At 66.0% G+C, this 17,684-nt stretch carries 18 protein-coding genes; 10 read left to right on the plus strand and 8 right to left on the minus strand.

Going from position 1 to position 17,684, the window contains the following annotated elements; genetic code table 11:
• On the plus strand, positions 1-139 hold a 139-nt coding region (locus tag L810_RS49720; protein WP_373453090.1), incomplete at its 5' end, for an MYXO-CTERM sorting domain-containing protein.
• Here the strand turns inward: L810_RS49720 and L810_RS03305 are convergent.
• On the minus strand, positions 81-389 hold the full coding sequence (locus tag L810_RS03305) for a DUF3761 domain-containing protein (protein ID WP_021156955.1): 309 nt from the start codon (positions 387-389) through the stop codon (positions 81-83). The two genes, L810_RS49720 and L810_RS03305, sit on opposite strands and share 59 nt — an antisense overlap.
• A 106-nt stretch (positions 390-495) precedes the next feature.
• Positions 496-1,413, minus strand: coding sequence for a transcriptional regulator GcvA (gcvA, locus tag L810_RS03310; protein ID WP_021156956.1), 918 nt, complete (start codon positions 1,411-1,413; stop codon positions 496-498).
• A gap of 193 nt (positions 1,414-1,606) precedes the next feature.
• On the opposite strand from gcvA, the gene L810_RS03315 reads away from it, so the two are divergent.
• The 5 genes from L810_RS03315 (at position 1,607) to L810_RS03335 (ending at position 7,500) form a co-directional block, all read left to right on the plus strand.
• The gene (locus L810_RS03315) at positions 1,607-2,923 is read left to right on the plus strand and encodes an MFS transporter (protein ID WP_021156958.1); all 1,317 of its coding nucleotides are present in this window, start codon (positions 1,607-1,609) and stop codon (positions 2,921-2,923) included.
• 81 nt (positions 2,924-3,004) lie between these two features.
• On the plus strand, positions 3,005-3,349 hold the full coding sequence (locus tag L810_RS03320) for an MmcQ/YjbR family DNA-binding protein (protein ID WP_021156959.1): 345 nt from the start codon (positions 3,005-3,007) through the stop codon (positions 3,347-3,349).
• Between the two features lie 412 nt (positions 3,350-3,761).
• Complete coding sequence (gene gabP, locus L810_RS03325; protein ID WP_021156961.1) at positions 3,762-5,153, plus strand: GABA permease; 1,392 nt, start codon at positions 3,762-3,764, stop codon at positions 5,151-5,153.
• Between the two features lie 435 nt (positions 5,154-5,588).
• On the plus strand, positions 5,589-6,398 hold the full coding sequence (locus tag L810_RS03330) for an alpha/beta hydrolase family protein (RefSeq protein ID WP_063800693.1): 810 nt from the start codon (positions 5,589-5,591) through the stop codon (positions 6,396-6,398).
• A gap of 322 nt (positions 6,399-6,720) precedes the next feature.
• Positions 6,721-7,500, plus strand: coding sequence for a radical SAM protein (locus tag L810_RS03335; protein WP_230951907.1), 780 nt, complete (start codon positions 6,721-6,723; stop codon positions 7,498-7,500).
• Between the two features lie 73 nt (positions 7,501-7,573).
• On the opposite strand, the gene ychF is transcribed toward L810_RS03335, so the two are convergent.
• Positions 7,574-8,668, minus strand: a complete 1,095-nt coding sequence (gene ychF / locus L810_RS03340) for a redox-regulated ATPase YchF (RefSeq protein ID WP_021156964.1) — start codon at positions 8,666-8,668, stop codon at positions 7,574-7,576.
• A gap of 247 nt (positions 8,669-8,915) precedes the next feature.
• Here ychF and L810_RS03345 point away from each other — a divergent pair, with 247 nt between their 5' ends.
• The 4 genes from L810_RS03345 (at position 8,916) to L810_RS03360 (ending at position 13,563) form a co-directional block, all read left to right on the plus strand.
• Positions 8,916-10,094 (plus strand): UbiH/UbiF family hydroxylase, encoded by a 1,179-nt coding sequence (locus tag L810_RS03345; RefSeq protein ID WP_021156965.1) that lies wholly within the window; start codon positions 8,916-8,918, stop codon positions 10,092-10,094.
• A 90-nt stretch (positions 10,095-10,184) separates the two neighbouring features.
• The gene (locus L810_RS03350; RefSeq protein WP_021156966.1) at positions 10,185-10,913 is read left to right on the plus strand and encodes a DsbC family protein; all 729 of its coding nucleotides are present in this window, start codon (positions 10,185-10,187) and stop codon (positions 10,911-10,913) included.
• Between the two features lie 106 nt (positions 10,914-11,019).
• Entirely contained in the window at positions 11,020-12,819 is a 1,800-nt protein-coding gene (locus L810_RS03355; protein WP_021156967.1) for a M61 family metallopeptidase, read from the plus strand.
• A 147-nt stretch (positions 12,820-12,966) separates the two neighbouring features.
• Positions 12,967-13,563, plus strand: coding sequence for an FMN-dependent NADH-azoreductase (locus L810_RS03360; protein ID WP_021156968.1), 597 nt, complete (start codon positions 12,967-12,969; stop codon positions 13,561-13,563).
• A gap of 116 nt (positions 13,564-13,679) precedes the next feature.
• Here the strand turns inward: L810_RS03360 and L810_RS03365 are convergent, their stop codons facing one another.
• Genes L810_RS03365 through L810_RS03385 form a run of 5 tightly spaced genes read right to left on the minus strand, consistent with a single transcriptional unit; the run spans position 13,680 to position 17,674 of the window.
• Positions 13,680-14,585: a uracil-DNA glycosylase gene (locus L810_RS03365; protein WP_021156969.1), complete on the minus strand. Its 906-nt coding sequence runs from the start codon at positions 14,583-14,585 to the stop codon at positions 13,680-13,682.
• 12 nt (positions 14,586-14,597) lie between these two features.
• Entirely contained in the window at positions 14,598-15,224 is a 627-nt protein-coding gene (locus tag L810_RS03370) for a CYTH domain-containing protein (protein WP_021156970.1), read from the minus strand.
• Complete coding sequence (trpC, locus tag L810_RS03375; protein ID WP_042973045.1) at positions 15,224-16,009, minus strand: indole-3-glycerol phosphate synthase TrpC; 786 nt, start codon at positions 16,007-16,009, stop codon at positions 15,224-15,226. Before trpC ends, L810_RS03370 begins: the two co-directional genes overlap by 1 nt.
• 29 nt (positions 16,010-16,038) lie before the next feature.
• Complete coding sequence (gene trpD, locus L810_RS03380; RefSeq protein ID WP_027788472.1) at positions 16,039-17,070, minus strand: anthranilate phosphoribosyltransferase; 1,032 nt, start codon at positions 17,068-17,070, stop codon at positions 16,039-16,041.
• A 13-nt stretch (positions 17,071-17,083) separates the two neighbouring features.
• The gene (locus tag L810_RS03385) at positions 17,084-17,674 is read right to left on the minus strand and encodes an aminodeoxychorismate/anthranilate synthase component II (protein WP_021156971.1); all 591 of its coding nucleotides are present in this window, start codon (positions 17,672-17,674) and stop codon (positions 17,084-17,086) included.
• Positions 17,675-17,684 lie beyond the last annotated feature (10 nt).

Raw genomic sequence — 17,684 nt, forward strand, 5'->3', positions numbered from 1 at the left:
TGTCGGCGGCGCGAGCGGCTATTGTACTTCGCCGCCGGCCGCCGCTGGCGCGACACCTGGCCTTTTGGCCGGGGCCGCGCTCACAGCCACGCGGCGACGCCGCCGTGCCCCGAGCACGTGCCGCGCCGATGGCGGCTGAAGCTGTAGGTGCCGTCGCGGCAGCGCGCGCTCGCGCCTTCGGGCACGCGGCCCGATTTCGAATGCGCGGGTGCGTGCACGGTTTCGCCGTCGCGGTTGCGATACGTGTCGTGACGGTCGAGATCGGCTTCGTTGCCGTAGCCGGGCGATGCGCGGTACGCGTGTGCGGGTTGGGGCAACGCGGCGCAGGCGACGAAGAAGACGGCGGACAGTGCCGCGATGCGTGTCGCGCGGCAGAACAGGGCTGGCATGGTCTCTCCCGGTCGGTTTGTTGTTATCGATGTCGGGCGGATGGCCCGCGCCGCATGTTAGCGGATCGGTGCCCGCCCGGTGCCGGCGCCGCGCGGCGGCGTGACGCTACGCCGCGCCCGACATCGAGGCCGCGCCGTCGGCCTGCGCGGCCTCGAGGATCCACCGGCGAAAAGCGGCGACCTTCGGCCGCTCGGCGTGATGCGGCGGATAGACGAGGTAGTACGCGAAATCGTCGAGCCATGCGACGTCGGCGAGCTGCACGAGCCGGCCGCTTGCCAGCTCGCCACGCACCATCGCGGCCGGCAGCAGCCCGGCGCCCTGGCCGGCGACGATCGCCTGCAGCAACAGGCCCGAGTCGTCGAACGCGGGGCCGCGCGGCGGGCCGATATCGTCGATCCGCTGCGCGCCGAACCAGATGTGCCAGCCCTTGCGCTCGGCGTCGTGCAACTGCGGCCAGCCGACCAGATCGGCGGGCGTCGCCGGCATGCCGAGCCGCGCGACGAGGTCGGGCGATGCGAGCGCGACGATCTCCACCGTCAGCAGGCGCTCGCTGCACAGGCCGATGTAGCGCCCGAGGCCATGACGGATTGCAACGTCGACGCCGTCGCGCGAAAAATTCGCGAGCGCGTGGCTCGTGACGACCTGCAGGTCGACGTCAGGGCACGCGTGCCGGAATTGCGCGAGGCGCGGGACGAGCCACGCGGATGCGAAGAAAGGGGTGACGCTCACCGTCAGCACGCCGCTGTCGGCGGCGCCCGACACGCGCTGCGACGCGTCGGCGATCTGCCGGAACGCATTGCGCACCGGCGGCAGGTAGTCGCGGCCGGCGGCCGTCAACAGGATGCCGCGGTTGACGCGCTCGAACAGCTGCACGCCGAGGTGCGTCTCGAGCGTGCGGATCATCTGGCTCACCGCGCCGGGCGTGACCGACAGCTCCTCGGCCGCCGATTTCACCGACAGGTGGCGGGCGGCTGCTTCGAATGCACGCAGCGCGTTGAGCGGCGGCAGGCGGGAACGATTCATTGAGTTTTTCTAAAGCGAATGACCGATGAAATATCGTTTGAGGCGGCGCGTGTGCACGAGTACCGTTGTCGCATCCGATTGCGTGCTATGTGGCTGCATTGCGGCAGCCAATGCGATCAACATAGTTCAACTATATCCACGAGGCAAACCGGACGCCGCGCGGTGTCCGGCGGGACCTGAGAGGAGCATCGTCATGAACCGCCCGGGCGCATCGCGCCATTTCTTCTATGGCTGGTACGTGGTCGCGGCCGCGTTCGCCGTCACGTTCGTGGGGTTCGGCAACGCCTATACGTTCAGTGCGTTCGTCGAGTCGCTGCAGCGGGATTTCGCCGCGTCGCGCGGCCAGATCTCGCTCGTGTTCTCGCTCGCCGGCTTCCTGTATTTCGGTTTCGGCATCGTCAGCGGGCCGCTGGCCGACCGCTTCGGTTCACGGCGGCTCGCCGTCGCCGGGATGTTGCTGACGGCCGCCGGGCTCGCGGCTGCAGGCGCCGCGCACACGCTGCTGCAGGTCTATGTCGCGTATGGGCTCGGTGTCGGTTTCGGCGTCGGCTGCGCATACGTACCGGCGGTCGGCGCCGTGCAGCGCTGGTTCGTACGCCGGCGCGGCTTCGCATCGGGGCTCGCGGTCGCGGGCATCGGTGTCGGCACGCTGGTGATGCCGCCGCTCGCGTCCACGCTGATCGCGCAGGTCGGTTGGCGCGGCGCGTATTTCACGCTGGCCGTGATCGCGGTCGTGATCGGCGCGGGGATGTCGCTGCTGATCGAGAACGACCCGCGCGGGCGGGGGCTGCTGCCGGACGGGGAGGCTGCGCATGAGCCCGGCGGCGGGGCGCACGTCACCGGGCACGGTGCGGGGGCCTCGGTGTCCGCCGCCGCCGCGAGGCGTCAGCCGGTCGCCGCTTCGGCGCCTGCCGGCGCGACGGTGCGCGAAGCCGTCATGTCGCGGCCGTTCGCGAGCCTGTACGCCGCATGCCTCGCCTGCTCGTTCGGCGTGTTCGTTCCGTTCGTTCACCTCGTGCCGTACGCGCTCGATCATGGCGTCGCGCCGTCGACGGCCGTGCTGCTGCTCGGCGCGATCGGCGTCGGCAGCACGGCCGGCCGCTTCTTCCTCGGCGGCCTCGCCGACCGCTTCGGACGCCGTGCGTCGCTGCTCGCGATGTTCGCGGGCATGGCCGTCGCGCTCGTCGCGTGGGCCGGTGCCGGCACCGTCGCGACGCTTGCCGCGTTCGCGCTCGTGTTCGGCGTGTTCTACGGCGGCTGGGTCGCCGTGCTGCCGGCGGTCGTGATGGACTACTTCGGCGGGCGCAACGTGAGCGGGATCATCGGCGTGCTTTATACGAGCGTCGCATTCGGCACGCTGATCGGGCCGGCCGCGGCCGGTTTCATCTACGACGCGGGCGGCGGCTATCTCGTGCCGATCCTGGCCAGCGCCGCCGCGAATGCGATCGCCTTCGCGATCGTCGCGACGACGGGGCGTGCGCCGGTGGCCGCACGTGCGGCGCGCGGATAGGCGCACGTCCCGCGACGTCCCGTCGCGAATTCCGGTAGGGTGGCCGGATCGTGAACCGAAGAAGTGCAGCCGGGAGGCCTCATGACATTCGACGAAGTCCGCCAGATCGCGTTGGCATGGCGCGGCGTCGAGGAAGGTACGTCGTACGGCACGCCTGCGCTCAAGGTGAGGGGCAAGATGCTCGCGCGGCTGCGCGAGGACGGCGACACGCTCGTCGTGAAAGGTGTCGGCCCCGACGAGCGCGCGTGGCTGATCGAATCGGAACCGGACGTGTATTACGTGACGGATCACTACGTCGGCTGGCCCATCGTGCTGGTGCGGCTGTCGGCGGCCCGTCCCGACGCCGTGAAAAAACTGCTTCTGCGAGAATGGCAGGCCGTTGTCCCCGCCAAATGGCGCGACGAGAGGGCGCACGGCGCGAACTGACACGCCGATTGCGGCCTGCCGCCCGGCGTCGCCGGGCGCTTTCGGCGCGGCTCGCGCGCCGGCACGAACGGGTACAAGCGTTGCATCGATCGATGTCGATGCAACGAGTGGTTCCATCGAAATTCTTCAATTGGTTCTTAGTGAAGAACCGTTTGGTGCTTACACTCCTTCGCTTCGAAGGCAGCTGACGAAAGCCGACGGAAACGACGCACGCGATGCGTCGGCGCACCGCGCGCCGCATCGCACCCGCAGCTTCGCAGACTGCGCGGCGCGCCGATCCGAACGGTCCCATCCGGCCGCATGCCCGCGTGCGATGCACGCGCGCTCGCAGCCGGATTCAAGAACGACAACTCCCCCTGCTGCCTTCACGCGATACCCGGCCATACCGGAACCGTTTTTTGGAGAGAGACAGATGAGTGGAAGCAACACAGGCCTCGGTACGGGCCTGAAGCAGCGGCACGTGACGATGATGTCGATTGCCGGCGTGATCGGCGCGGGCCTGTTCGTCGGCTCCGGCCACGCGATCGCGGAAGCCGGCCCGGCGTCGATCCTCGCGTATGCGATCGCGGGCGTGCTGGTCGTGCTGGTGATGCGCATGCTCGGCGAGATGGCCGTCGCGCATCCGGACAGCGGTTCGTTCTCCACCTATGCCGATCGCGCGATCGGCCACTGGGCCGGTTTCTCGATCGGCTGGCTGTACTGGTGGTTCTGGGTGCTCGTGATCCCGATCGAGGCGACCGCCGCCGCGACCATCCTCAATGCGTGGTTCCCCGGCGTTGCAACCTGGGTCTTCGCGCTCGGCATCACGCTGGTGCTGACGGTGACCAACCTCTTCTCGGTCAAGAACTACGGCGAATTCGAATTCTGGTTCGCGCTGATCAAGGTCGTCGCGATCGTGGTGTTCCTGTGCATCGGCGGCGCGGCGATCGTCGGCATCATTCCCGCGCCTGCCGTGTCGGGCGTATCGAACCTGTTCGTGCACGGCGGCTTCATGCCGCACGGTGCCGGTGCGGTGCTCGCGGCGATGCTGACGACGATGTTCTCGTTCCTCGGTACGGAGATCGTGACGATCGCGGCCGCCGAATCGGACAACCCGCAACGCCAGATCGTGCGCGCGACCAATTCGGTGATCTGGCGCATCACGCTGTTCTATCTCGGCTCGATCCTGATCGTCGCGGCCATCGTGCCGTGGAACGATCCGCTGCTGCCGAAGCACGGTTCGTATCAGCGCGCGATGGAGCTGATCGGCATCCCGAACGCGAAGGCGATCATCGACGTGATCGTGCTCGTGTCGGTCGCGAGCTGCCTGAATTCGGCGCTGTACACCGCGTCGCGGATGCTGTTCTCGCTGTCGAAGCGCAAGGACGCGCCCGCGTTTCTGCACCGCACGGATTCGACCGGCACGCCGCGCGCGGCCGTGCTCGCATCGACCGCATTCGGTTTCCTGACCGTGATCGCGAACTACCTGATGCCGGAACAGGTCTTCGGCTTCCTGCTGGCGACGTCGGGCGCGATCGCGCTGCTCGTGTATCTCGTGATCGCGATCTCGCAGCTGCGGATGCGCAAGACGCTCGAAGCGACCGGCGCCGACCTGACGCTGCGGATGTGGCTGTTCCCCTGGCTCACGTGGCTGGTGATCCTGTTCATCTGCGGCACGCTGACCGTGATGCTCGTGAGCGAGGATCACAGGATGGAAGTGGGTGCGACGGCCGTGCTGGCGCTGATCGTGCTGCTGGCATCGTGGCTGAACAAGCGCGGCCGCGATGCGCAGGCGAGCGCGGGGCGGCGGGTGTCGGCGATGTGAGGTGACGACGAAGCGGCGGCGGACCGAGTGTTTGCCGTCGGCTGGTGAGGAGATTACCGGCGTGAAAAATGGCCCGATCGGCGAAAGCCGGTCGGGCCATTTGCTTTTCGGGACAAACGGGTACCGCTTTCCGGAGTCGACGCGAGTTGTTCGGTAACAGCATGCGGCATTGAAATTTGTGGTCAAAAATCGAACTCGTCTGATTTTACTGGCGGCAAGAAATTAATACATTGATCACTTCGATAAACGGGGTGAATCGATGGGCGAATCGATTTTGAATCCTTTTTTACACGACCAAATTCAGAAATCGGGCCGTATGTTCGTTCCGGAATGCCGGGCACATCTTTGCGCGATTATCGTATCGGGACCCGAGCGATGAACCGGCCGCCGTTATCTCGTGTATGCGTTGCATTTCATGCCCGCGATGGATTTCCGTTGAAGGGCACGTATTTTCCGGTGGCCTCGGCCACTTGCTTTCCCGTTCTCATTTGCCCCGCGACGGGCGTTCGCCAATCCTTTTATTTTCCATTCTCGGATTGGCTGAATGCAATCGGGTATCCAGTATTCGTATTCGATTACCGGGGGATGGGGGCGTCGCTCGGCATGCGCCATGTTCGCCAGTCGCGCGCACGCAAACAGGACTGGGGCCAGCTCGACATGCCCGCCGCGCTTGACTGGCTTCTTCGTGAAACCGGCGCGAGCGAAGCTCACCTGATCGGTCACAGTGCGGGCGGGCAACTGGTCGGACTGATGCCGAATCACGCGTCGATCCGTTCGTTATGCGCGATTTCCGCGTCATCCGGATACGTCGGCAACATCCGGTGGCCGAAGCGAATCGCTGCGTTGTTGCTGGCGAATCTCTATGTTCCGGTTACCGCACGCCTACTCGGCTATGTGCCTGCGAGGGTGCTCGGTTGGGGCGACGATTTGCCGGCACGCGTCGGGCTTCAGTGGGCCCGATGGTGCCGCCGCCCCGGATATATGGCGAACGAGTTCGGGGTCGGCGTTACGCAGCACCACTACAACGAATTCTCCGCTCCCGTCACGGTAGTTGCTGCGACCGACGACCCACTCGCGACACCGGCCAACATCGAAGACTGGCTGCGATGGTTGCCGCGGGCCAAAAGCAATATCCATTTCATCAGTCCGGAAAACTGCGATGGCCGAGCAATCGGTCACGTCGGCATGTTTCGTCGCCAGTATTCGTCGTTGTGGCCGGAACTCATCAGAGGATTGCGGGGTTGACGTTCAGGCGAGCTTGCATCCTCGTATCAGGAGACCAAGATGGACGATTCAAAAGATATGAAGGCGCGCTTCAAAGCAGTCAGAAACGAAGCGAGGGAAACGCGCGCATCGCTTTACCATCTCACGAATCGATGCAACTTGCGATGCAAGGGGTGCTGGTTCTTCGAAAACGAATTCGACGTCGCATCGGATGAGTTAAACGATACGTCGCGTCTTGAGGCGCGCGTGAAGGACGAGGCCGGGCGCGGGGGTCAACGCACTATTGCTGATCGGCGGCGAGCCTGCGTTGCATCTCGACCGGATAAGAATATTCCGGAAACACATGCCGAAGGTGTCCGTCTCGACAAACGGCCTTCGGCGCATTCCAATCGAGGGCTTCGAAGATATCACCATCGCGATCTCTGTATTCGGTGGCGGGCCGCTCGATGACGAACTGCGCGCGATCGGTCCGAATGGGAAGCGTTTCGCGGGCTTGTTTGACAAGGCGCTACTCAACTATCGCAATGACGAGCGGGCGGGTTTCGTCTATGCGGTGTCGATCGACGGAATTGCCTATATCGAAGATACGGTGCGCAAGATTCAAGATAACGGAAATCGACTGCTGTTCAACTACTACAGTCCATACGACGTTGCCGGCCCGCTTCGCCGACGTGGTGAGGAGCAGCTCCTGGATGTGTTGCTCGAATTGAAGGCGAAATATCCGGAAACAGTGGCGAGCCATCCGTATTATCTGGCTGCTCTCATGCGCGGGGAGACCGCATGGGGGACATTCGACCATACTAGTTGCCCGAGCGTCAGCGAGGCTCATCCGCAGAACGCCACGCGCTTCACGTCGGGGTGGCCCGCGTTGCCCAAATTCAACGCGTATCGTGCAGACATGCATACGCTAGCGCGCTGCTGCACATCAGGAGAATGTGCGAAGTGTCGAGACAGCCAGGCCGTGATGTCGTGGTTGCTGGTCAATGCCAAGCAAGTTATGCAGGAAGACGACGGGCTCAGAACGTGGACGGAAGTGGCGGAGAGCTATTTCAGTCAGTTCGTCTGGTCGAGATACCATCCGCGCAGTCGTCTTGAGCGTATCTCGAGTCGCACGATGCAATGACACAACGGGCCGCTCGCCCGGAAAATGAAAAGCCCGCTGCAGCGGGCTTTTCATTGAGATCTCGATGTAACGCTCAGACGTTGAACAGGAAGTTCATCACGTCGCCGTCGTGCACGACATATTCCTTCCCTTCGGCGCGCATCTTGCCGGCTTCCTTCGCGCCCTGTTCACCCTTGTACGTGATGAAGTCGTCGAACGCGATCGTCTGCGCGCGGATGAAGCCGCGCTCGAAGTCGGTGTGGATCACGCCGGCAGCCTGCGGCGCCGTATCGCCGATATGGATCGTCCACGCGCGCACTTCCTTCACGCCCGCGGTGAAGTAGGTCTGCAGGCCGAGCAGCTTGAAGCCCGCGCGGATCACGCGGTCGAGGCCCGGTTCTTCCATGCCCATGTCGGCAAGGAATGCTTCCTTGTCGGCATCGTCGAGATCGGCGATTTCCGCCTCGATCGCCGCGCACACGGCGACCACCGGCGCATTCTCGCTTTCCGCGTACTTGCGCACGGCATCCAGGTGCGCGTTGTTCTCGAAACCGTCGTCCTTCACATTGGCCACGTACATGGCCGGCTTCGCGGTGATCAGGCAGAACGGCTTGAGCAGCGCCTCTTCGTCGTCCGACAGCGCTAGGCCGCGCACGGCCTTGCCCTGGTCGAGCTGCGCGCGCACCTTCTCGAGCACCGCGACGAGCTTCGCCGCTTCCTTGTCGTTGCCCGACTTCGCGGCCTTCGAATAGCGCGTGAGCGCCTTCTCGACGGTGCCGAGGTCGGCGAGCGCGAGTTCGGTATTGATCACTTCGATGTCGTCGATCGGGCTGACCTTGCCGGCGACGTGAATGACGTTCTCGTCCTCGAAGCAGCGCACGACGTGCGTGATTGCATCGGTTTCGCGAATGTTGGCGAGGAACTGGTTGCCGAGGCCTTCACCCTTGCTCGCGCCTGCGACGAGGCCCGCGATGTCGACGAACTCGACGACGGCCGGCACGACACGCTCCGGCTTGACGATCTCGGAGAGTGCCTTCAGGCGCGTATCGGGCACTTCGACGATGCCGACGTTCGGCTCGATCGTGCAGAACGGGTAGTTCTCGGCGGCGATGCCGGCCTTGGTCAGCGCATTGAACAGGGTGGACTTGCCGACGTTGGGCAAGCCGACGATGCCGCATTTGAGACTCATGGAATCCTTCGGACGGGTAAGGCGGCGCGGCCGGACAGGGCACGGCGGCGCGGGAAAAAAGGGCGGCCGGCGCTTGGGGCGCGGCGGGCCGACGGTCAAAGACGCTATTGTACCGTGCCGGCGCCCCCGGATTGCGGGCCGGCGCCGAACGGCCGATGCGGCGGGCCGCCGCGCTGCATCGGCCGCCTGCGATTCTGCTGATTTCCCGCAAAGTCCGGCCGCGTAAGGGTTTGGCCCCGCGGCTATAATGCCCGCCATGACTGCCCACCACTCCTTCGACGTCGCCGTGGTCGGCGGCGGGCTCGTCGGCAAGACTGCCGCGCTCGCGCTGACCCAGTCCGGCTACAAGACTGCCTTGCTCGCCCAGCCGGCCGCGCCGCGCCCCGCCGATCTCGTATTCGACACGCGCGTCTACGCGCTGTCTTCCAGTTCGCAGGCGTTGCTCGAGCGGCTGCGGGTCTGGCAGGCGCTCGACCATGGCCGCCTCGCACCGGTCTACGACATGCGCGTGTACGGCGATGCGCACGCGGAACTGCATTTCTCCGCGTACCAGGCATCCGTGCCGCAGCTCGCGTGGATCGCCGAATCATCGCTGGTCGAGGCGTCGCTCGACGCCGCGCTGCGGTTCCAGCCGAACCTCACGTGGTTCGAGGCGCGCGCGCAGGGCTTCGACGTACACGACGACGCAGCCGTGCTCACGCTGTCGTCGGGGCAGGTGCTGGAAGCGGATCTCGTCGTCGGCGCGGACGGCGCGCATTCATGGGTGCGCTCGCAAATGGGGGCCAAAGTCGAACGACGCGACTACCGGCAAACCGGAGTCGTTGCGAACTTCAAGGCGTCGCTGCCGCATCGCGAGACGGCCTACCAGTGGTTCCACGAAGGCGAGATCGTCGCGCTGCTGCCGCTGCCGGACGGCCATGTGTCGCTCGTCTGGTCCGCGCACACCGTACATGCGGATGAATTGCTCGCACTCGATCCGGCGCAGCTCGCGGCCGAGGTCGAGCGCGTGTCTCATGGCCAGGTCGGCGCGCTCGACTGCGTGACGCCGGCCGCCGGCTTCCCGCTGGCGCTGCAGACGGTCGACAAGCTGATCGCGCCGCGCGTCGCGCTGGTCGGCGATGCCGCGCACCTGATCCACCCGCTCGCGGGGCAGGGGATGAACCTCGGCCTGCGCGATGTGGCGGCGCTTGCCGATGCGATCGCCGGCAAGGAAAGCTTCCGCAACCTCGGCGATACGGTGCTGCTGCGCCGCTACGAGCGTTCGCGCCGCGAGGACATCCGCGCGCTGATGGTCGCAACCGACGGCCTGCAGCGGCTGTTCGCGGTGCCGGGCTCGCTCGCGAAGGCCGTGCGCAATGCGGGCATGGCTTTCGTCGGTGCGCAGCCGCTCGTGAAGCGCTGGCTCGTGTCGGCCGCGCTCGGCTGATCGAACCTTCGGCCGCTTCGCCGGTCGGACACGGTTCCGTTACGGCGTACACTGTGCCGTGAACACCGATTGAGCTGAAGGAAGATTTCGATGAAAAAAACGATCCGCATCGCGTCGCTGGCGCTGGCTGTCACGATGGCGACGCTTGGCTGCACCGCGCAGGCCGACCAGACCACCGACAAGCTGAAAGCCACGCTGCAGGCCCGCCTCGGCAACGATGCGCCGATCAAGAGCGTGTCGAAATCGCCGGTCGCGGGCCTGTACGAAGTGAACCTCGGCTCGCAGATCATCTATAGCGATGCGGCGGGCGACTACGTGCTGCTCGGCGATCTCGTCGACACCAAGACGCACAAGAATCTGACCGACGCCCGCCTGTCCGAAATCAACAAGATCGACTTCGCGAGCCTGCCGTTCGCGAATGCGATCAAGGTCGTCAAGGGCAACGGCGCCCGCAAGATCGCGGTGTTCTCCGATCCGAACTGCCCGTACTGCAAGAAGCTCGAGACGACGCTGCAGTCGGTCGACAACGTAACGGTCTACACGTTCCTGTACCCGGTGCTGTCGCCGGATTCGACCGCGAAGTCGAAGGCGATCTGGTGTGCGACCGACCGCGCGAAAACGTGGGAGAGCTGGATGCTCGACCATCGCGCACCGACCGGCGCCGGTACCTGCGATACCGCCGCACTCGACAAGAACCTCGCGCTCGGCCGCGGGATGAACGTCACGGGCACGCCGACGATCTTCCTGCCGGACGGCCGCCGCCTGCCGGGCGCCGTATCGGCCGACCAGCTCAACCAGGCGCTCGCGTCGAGCAAGTAACCGACCATCCGCCGGGCCGCATGGCCCGGCCAGCGAGGGGCGCCCGCGTGACCTGCCGGCGCCTCTCTTCGTTTCCGCCGCCGTATCCGACCGTCCGATTGCCACGATGACCCAGCCGATCCGCTATTCGATTGTCCCGAAAGATCTTGCCGCGCACCTGTTCGAAGTGTCGGTGACGGTCGCCGATCCCGACCCCGAAGGCCAGCGCTTTTCGCTGCCGGTGTGGATTCCGGGCAGCTACCTCGTGCGCGAGTTCGCGCGCAACATCGTGACGCTCGGCGCATTCAACGACGCGGGCCGCAAGGTGCGGATCGCAAAGACCGACAAGCACACGTGGCAGGCCGCACCCGTGAACGGCACGCTGACGCTGCGTTACGACGTGTACGCGTGGGACCTGTCGGTGCGCTCCGCGTATCTCGACGAATCGGGCGGCTTCTTCAACGCGACGGCCGTGTTTCTGAGCGTTGCCGGCCGCGAGGACGCGCCGTGTGAAGTCGACATCGGGAAGCCGGCCGGCGCGGCGTTCCGCGCGTGGCGTGTCGGCACCGCGTTGCCCGAGGCGCGCGGCACGAAGCGCTACGGGTTCGGCGCGTACCGCGCGTCGAACTACGACGAGCTTTCCGATCATCCGGTGACGATCGGCGAATTCGCGCTGGCGACGTTCGACGCGCACGGCGTGCCGCACGACATCGTGATCGCGGGGCATGTGACGCAGCTCGACATGGAGCGCCTGCGCGCCGACCTGAAGCGCGTGTGCGAAGCACAGATCGCGTTGTTCGAGCCGAAATCGAAGAAGGCGCCGATGGACCGCTACGTGTTCATGACGCTTGCGGTCAGTGACGGTTACGGCGGCCTCGAGCATCGCGCGTCGACCGCGCTGATCTGCAACCGCACCGACCTGCCGGTGAAGGGGCGGCCCGAAACGACGGAAGGCTATCGCACGTACCTCGGTCTCTGCAGTCACGAGTACTTCCATACCTGGAACGTGAAGCGCATCAAGCCGGCGGCATTCGTGCCGTACGACCTGACGCGCGAGAATTACACGTCGCTGCTGTGGCTGTTCGAAGGCTTCACGTCGTATTACGACGACCTGATGCTGGTGCGCAGCGGGCTGATGTCGCAGGACGAATATTTCGCGGCGCTCGGCCGCACAGTCGGCGGCGTGCTGCGCGGCACGGGCCGGCTCAAGCAAAGCGTCGCGGAAAGCTCGTTCGACGCTTGGATCAAGTACTACCGCCAGGACGAGAATGCCACCAACGCGATCGTCAGCTATTACACGAAGGGTTCGCTGGTCGCGCTCGCGTTCGATCTCGCGATCCGCGCGCAGACGCGCAACCGGAAGTCGCTCGACGACGTGATGCGCCTGCTGTGGCAGCGCTACGGCCGCGATTTCTACCGCGGCAAGCAGGCGGGTGTCGAGGAGAACGAAGTCGAGACGCTGATCGAGGAAGCGACGGGCGTCGCGCTCGGCCGCCTGTTCACCGATGCCGTGCACGGCACGCGCGACCTGCCGCTCGCCGAGCTGCTCGCACCGTTCGGCGTGACGCTCACGCCGGATGTCGCGAACGGCGCGGCCGCGAAACCGACGATCGGCGCACGCCTGCGCGGCGGCGCGGACTGCACGTTCGCGGCGGTCTACGAAGGCGGCGCCGCGCATCGCGCGGGGCTGTCGGCCGGCGACACGCTGATCGCGGTCGACGGGCTGCGCGTCACGGGCACCAACCTCGACGCGCTGCTCGCGCGCTACCGGCCGGGCGACAAGGTCGAGGTTCACGCATTCCGTCGCGACGAGCTGCGCACCGCGAAACTGAAGCTCGACGGCCCCGAAGTCACGCGCTACCGGCTGACGGCGGCCGCGAAGCCGGCGGCGGTATCGAAGGCCCGGGAAGCCTGGCTGAAGGGCTGAGCCTACGAAGGCGGGTATCGGGGCGCGATCGAGGATTGTTCTGTTGTTGCAACAATCCGTCGCCCTGAACCCGCTTTTTCGCGGTCATGCGGCCACGCACAATGGCGTCACTCGCGCTACCGAAGCGCAACCCTACTGGAGCCTGACATGACGACCATTCTGCAAATCAATTCCGCGGCGCGTTCGCAAGGTGCGCAATCCACGCTGCTGGCCAACGAACTGACGGCAAAGCTGCAACAATCGAACCCCGGCGCGAAGGTCGTGGTTCGCGACCTGCTGGCCGATGCGCTGCCGCACCTCGACGAATCGGTGCTCGGCGCGTTCTTCACGCCGGCCGACAAGCGCACCGCGGAACAGAATGCGATCGTCGCGAAGAGCGATGCACTGATCGCCGAACTGCAAGCGGCCGACATCATCGTGATCGGCGCACCCATGTACAACTTCGGCGTGTCGTCGCAACTGAAGGCGTATTTCGACTGGATCGCCCGTGCAGGCGTCACGTTCCGCTACACCGAGAACGGTCCGGAAGGCCTGATCAAGGGCAAGAAGGTTCACGTGGTGACGGCCCGCGGCGGCAAGTACCTGGGTACGCCGAACGACAGCCAGACGCCGTACCTGCGCTCGTTCCTCGGCTTCATCGGCCTGACCGACGTGAACTTCATTCACGCTGAAGGCCTGAACCTCGGGCCGGACGCGCAGAGCGCCGCGCTCGCCAGCGCACGCGAAGCGATCGCCGCCGCGTAAGGAAGGCCGAAGCGGGTGCGACGCACCCGCTGCATCGCCCGATAAAAAAACGCCGCGTTCCCGAAAGGGACGCGGCGTTTTTGCATGCTTGCCGGCTCGAAGGAACCGGCAGCGCGTTACGCAAGCGTTTCGGCGACTTCCGGCAGGCGCCAGTCGATTGGCTCGCGGCCGGCATCGACCAGATAATCGTTCGCGAGCGCGAAATGGCGGCAACCGAGGAAACCGCGGTGCGCGGACAGCGGCGACGGATGCGGCGCCTCGAGCACGCAATGCGCGCTTGCGTCGAACAGTGCGCGCTTCGCCTGCGCGTGTGCGCCCCACAGCATGAACACGAGCCCGCGATGGCGGCCGGCGAGTTCGCGGATCAGCGTGTCCGTGCACTGCTCCCAGCCGCGCTTCGCATGGCTCGCGGCCGCGCCGCGCTCGACCGTCAGCACCGTGTTGAGCAGCAGCACGCCCTGGCGCGCCCAAGTGTCGAGGCAGCCGTGGCGCGGCGTGTCATGACCGAAGTTCGCGGCGATTTCCTTGAAGATGTTGCGCAGCGACGGCGGCGTGCGCACGGCGGGCGGCACCGAGAACGCGAGCCCGTGCGCCTGCGGCGTGCCGCGATCGTCGCCGTGATACGGATCCTGGCCGAGGATCACGACTTTCACGTCGTCCGGGCTCGTCAGGCGCAGCGCGCGGAACACGTCGGTCGGGTAGACCGTCTTGCCGGCCGCACGCTCGTCGTCGACGAAGCGGCACAGCGGCGCATACGCGTCGCTGTCGGTAAAGGGCTTCAGCACGTCGCGCCAGACGGCAGGCAGCGCGTCGAATTGCGCGGCGAGGTGCGGAACGTTGGCGGCGGCAGGCTGCGGGGCCGCCGGTGCCGCAGCCGATGCGGCGGTTTTCTTGGCGGGCTTGCGCCCGGCCGCGGGCGGCTCGGAAGGCGGGGACGGAAGATCGGCCGGTGCCGTTTCCGGCACGGGATCGTCGAACAGCGACGCCTGTTGCGGCGCGCGGGAAGTCTTGCGGGTTGCCATGCGTGATGCGTGTTATTGCGCGCGCAGCCGGTAGCCGCGCTGCGCCTTGCTGATGTTTTCGGGAGCGAGGCCCGGCAGCGCCTGCTGCAGTTCGGCGGCGAGCGTTGCGAGCGCCGCTTCCGGGCCGTCGATCAGTTCGAGTTCGATTTCGCTGATCGGTTCGCGGCGCGTTTCGTGTTCCGCCTGGACGACGATCTCGCCGATGTCCACCGCGGCTTCGACGGTTGCGCCGCCGATTGCGATGCGCCACAGCGTACGCGAAAAATCCGTGCGGAACAGCGCACGCAGCGCGCCGGCCGCGTCATTCAGCGCGGCGGCGGCCTCCGGTACGTCGCAGGCCGCGACGAGCGCATCGATCTCGAGCGCGTCGCCGGCTACCGGCAGTTCCCATTCGTGGCGGCGGTGCAGGCCGCCTTCCGCGCTGCCGACCGTCTTGAACGTCTGCAGCCAGCCCTGCGGCGAGCGGCGCACGCGCACCGCGCTCTTCGAGCGGGCCAGCGCGAGATCGGGCGTGTCGTAGTAGACGTTCGCGAGCGTGATGTCGTGGCCGGGTTCGCCGGTCAGCGTCTCGAAGAAGCGTCGCGCGGCCTCGGCCTGGCCGGCCGGCAGCGCGAGCTTGATTTCCTTTTCGATCGCCATCAGAAGAACATCCGTGCGAGTTCCTCGCCCGGCAGGTCGGCACGCATGAACGCTTCTCCGACGAGGAACGTGTTCACGTTCGCCGCGCGCATCGTGTCGACATCGGTGCGCGACAGGATCCCCGACTCGGTCACGACGATGCGGTCCGCCGGAATCATGTCGAGCATGTCGAGCGTGGTCTGGATCGACGTCTCGAACGTGCGCAGGTTGCGGTTGTTGATGCCGAGCAGCGGCGTCTTGAGCGTCAGCGCCTGTTCCATCTCGTTGCGGTCGTGCACTTCGACCAGCACCGCGAGGCCGAGCGAGTGCGCATACGCTTCGAGATCCTGCATCAGCGGCGTGTCGAGCGCGGCGGCGATCAGCAGGATCGCGTCCGCGCCCATCGCGCGCGCTTCCACGATCTGGTACGCGTCGACGATGAAGTCCTTGCGCAGCACCGGCAGCGTGCAGGCCGCGCGTGCTTCCTCGAGATAGCGGACGCTGCCCTGGAAGAACTGCTCGTCGGTCAGCACCGACAGGCACGCGGCGCCGTGCTCCGCGTACGAACGGGCGATGTCGGCCGGCACGAAATGCTCGCGCAGCACGCCCTTCGACGGGCTGGCCTTCTTGATTTCGGAAATCACGGCCGCGTGGCCGGCTGCGTGCTTCGCGCGCAGTGCGCCGACGAAGTCGCGCAGGTCGCGCGCGGAGGCTTCCAGTTTCAGTGCCTCGAGCGGCGCGCTGCGCATGGCCGCCGCGACTTCTTCGCGCTTGACGGCGATGATTCGGTCGAGAATGTCGCTCATGTGGGTTCCTGCTTGATTCGTAATGGGAGTCAGCGCTTGAACTGCTGCGTGAAGCGCACGAGTTCGTCGACTTTAGCGCGAGCCTTGCCGCTCGCGATCGCTTCGCGGGCGAGCTGGATGCCGTCCGCGATCGATTCGGCGACGTTCGCCGCATAGAGTGCGGTGCCCGCGTTCAGCGTGACGATCTCGCGCGCGACGCCCGGCTGGTTGTCCAGCGCGCCGAGCAGCATCGTGCGCGATTCGTCGGCATTTTCCACCTTCAGCGTGCGGTTCGACACCATCTGCAGGCCGAAATCTTCCGGATGGATCTCGTATTCGTGCACCTTGCCGTCGCGCAGTTCGCCGACGAGCGTCGCGGCGCCGAGCGAAACCTCGTCCATCCCGTCCTTGCCGTACACGACGAGCACGTGCTGCGCGCCGAGACGCTGCATCACGCGCACCTGGATGCCGACGAGGTCCGGGTGGAACACGCCCATCAGCTGGTTCGGCGCGCCGGCCGGATTGGTCAGCGGGCCGAGGATGTTGAAGATCGTGCGCACGCCGAGCTCGCGGCGCACGGCCGCGATGTTCTTCATCGCCGGGTGATGGTTCGGCGCGAACATGAAGCCCATGCCCGTCTCGGCGATCGACGCGGCGACCTGCTCCGACTGCAGGTCGATATTCACGCCGAGCGCCTCGAGCACGTCGGCGCTGCCGGACTTGCTCGACACGCCGCGGTTGCCGTGCTTCGCGACCTTCGCGCCGGCCGCGGCCGTGACGAACATCGACGCGGTCGAGATGTTGAACGTGTGCGAGCCGTCGCCGCCGGTGCCGACGATGTCGACGAAGTTCGAGTTGTCCTGCACCTCGACGTGATTCGCGAATTCGCGCATCACGGTCGCGGCGGCGGCGATCTCGCCGATCGTCTCCTTCTTCACGCGCAGCCCGGTGATGATCGCGGCCGCCATCACGGGCGACATGTCGCCGCGCATGATGAGCCGCATCAGGTGCAGCATCTCGTCGTGGAAGATCTCGCGGTGTTCGATCGTGCGCTGCAGCGCTTCCTGCGGGGTAATCGTCATCGTGAGGCTCCCGTCAGGCGGCTTGCGCGGCTGCGGCGCGTGCCTGTTTCAGGAAATTCTCGAGCAGTGCATGGCCATGCTCGGACAGGATCGATTCCGGGTGGAACTGTACGCCTTCGACCGGCAGCGTCTTGTGGCGCACGCCCATGATCTCGCCGTCGTCGGTCCACGCGGACACCTCGAGGCAGTCAGGCAGCGATTCGCGCTCGATCGCGAGCGAGTGGTAGCGGGTGACGTCGAAATGCTTCGGCAGGTCGGCGAACACGCCGCGGCAGTCGGTTTCGATCTTGCTCACCTTGCCGTGCATGATGGTCTTCGCGCGCACGACGCGACCGCCGAACGCTTCGCCGATCGCCTGATGGCCGAGGCAGACGCCGAGGATCGGCTTTTTGCCCGCGAATTCGCGCAGCACGTCGAGCGTGATGCCCGCGTGCTGCGGATTGCTCGGCCCGGGCGACAGGCAGATGGTGTCGGGGTTCAGGCGCGCGATGTCGTCGAGCGTGATTTCGTCGTTGCGGTAGGTGCGTACGTCCTCGCCGAGTTCGCCGAAGTACTGGACCAGGTTGTAGGTAAACGAATCGTAGTTGTCGATCATGAGCAGCATGGTCAGTCTC

This window comes from Burkholderia sp. AU4i (assembly GCF_000466765.1).
Classification (GTDB): domain Bacteria; phylum Pseudomonadota; class Gammaproteobacteria; order Burkholderiales; family Burkholderiaceae; genus Burkholderia; species Burkholderia cepacia.

Bases quoted from the DNA above. Each gene is read 5' to 3' on its own strand.
- L810_RS03305 (WP_021156955.1), bottom strand. From the start codon at position 389: ATGCCAGCCCTGTTCTGCCGCGCGACACGCATCGCGGCACTGTCCGCC.
- gcvA (WP_021156956.1), bottom strand. From the start codon at position 1,413: ATGAATCGTTCCCGCCTGCCGCCGCTCAACGCGCTGCGTGCATTCGAA.
- L810_RS03315 (WP_021156958.1), top strand. From the start codon at position 1,607: ATGAACCGCCCGGGCGCATCGCGCCATTTCTTCTATGGCTGGTACGTG.
- L810_RS03320 (WP_021156959.1), top strand. From the start codon at position 3,005: ATGACATTCGACGAAGTCCGCCAGATCGCGTTGGCATGGCGCGGCGTC.
- gabP (WP_021156961.1), top strand. From the start codon at position 3,762: ATGAGTGGAAGCAACACAGGCCTCGGTACGGGCCTGAAGCAGCGGCAC.
- L810_RS03335 (WP_230951907.1), top strand. From the start codon at position 6,721: ATGCCGAAGGTGTCCGTCTCGACAAACGGCCTTCGGCGCATTCCAATC.
- ychF (WP_021156964.1), bottom strand. From the start codon at position 8,668: ATGAGTCTCAAATGCGGCATCGTCGGCTTGCCCAACGTCGGCAAGTCC.
- L810_RS03345 (WP_021156965.1), top strand. From the start codon at position 8,916: ATGCCCGCCATGACTGCCCACCACTCCTTCGACGTCGCCGTGGTCGGC.
- L810_RS03350 (WP_021156966.1), top strand. From the start codon at position 10,185: ATGAAAAAAACGATCCGCATCGCGTCGCTGGCGCTGGCTGTCACGATG.
- L810_RS03355 (WP_021156967.1), top strand. From the start codon at position 11,020: ATGACCCAGCCGATCCGCTATTCGATTGTCCCGAAAGATCTTGCCGCG.
- L810_RS03360 (WP_021156968.1), top strand. From the start codon at position 12,967: ATGACGACCATTCTGCAAATCAATTCCGCGGCGCGTTCGCAAGGTGCG.
- L810_RS03365 (WP_021156969.1), bottom strand. From the start codon at position 14,585: ATGGCAACCCGCAAGACTTCCCGCGCGCCGCAACAGGCGTCGCTGTTC.
- L810_RS03370 (WP_021156970.1), bottom strand. From the start codon at position 15,224: ATGGCGATCGAAAAGGAAATCAAGCTCGCGCTGCCGGCCGGCCAGGCC.
- trpC (WP_042973045.1), bottom strand. From the start codon at position 16,009: ATGAGCGACATTCTCGACCGAATCATCGCCGTCAAGCGCGAAGAAGTC.
- trpD (WP_027788472.1), bottom strand. From the start codon at position 17,070: ATGACGATTACCCCGCAGGAAGCGCTGCAGCGCACGATCGAACACCGC.
- L810_RS03385 (WP_021156971.1), bottom strand. From the start codon at position 17,674: ATGCTGCTCATGATCGACAACTACGATTCGTTTACCTACAACCTGGTC.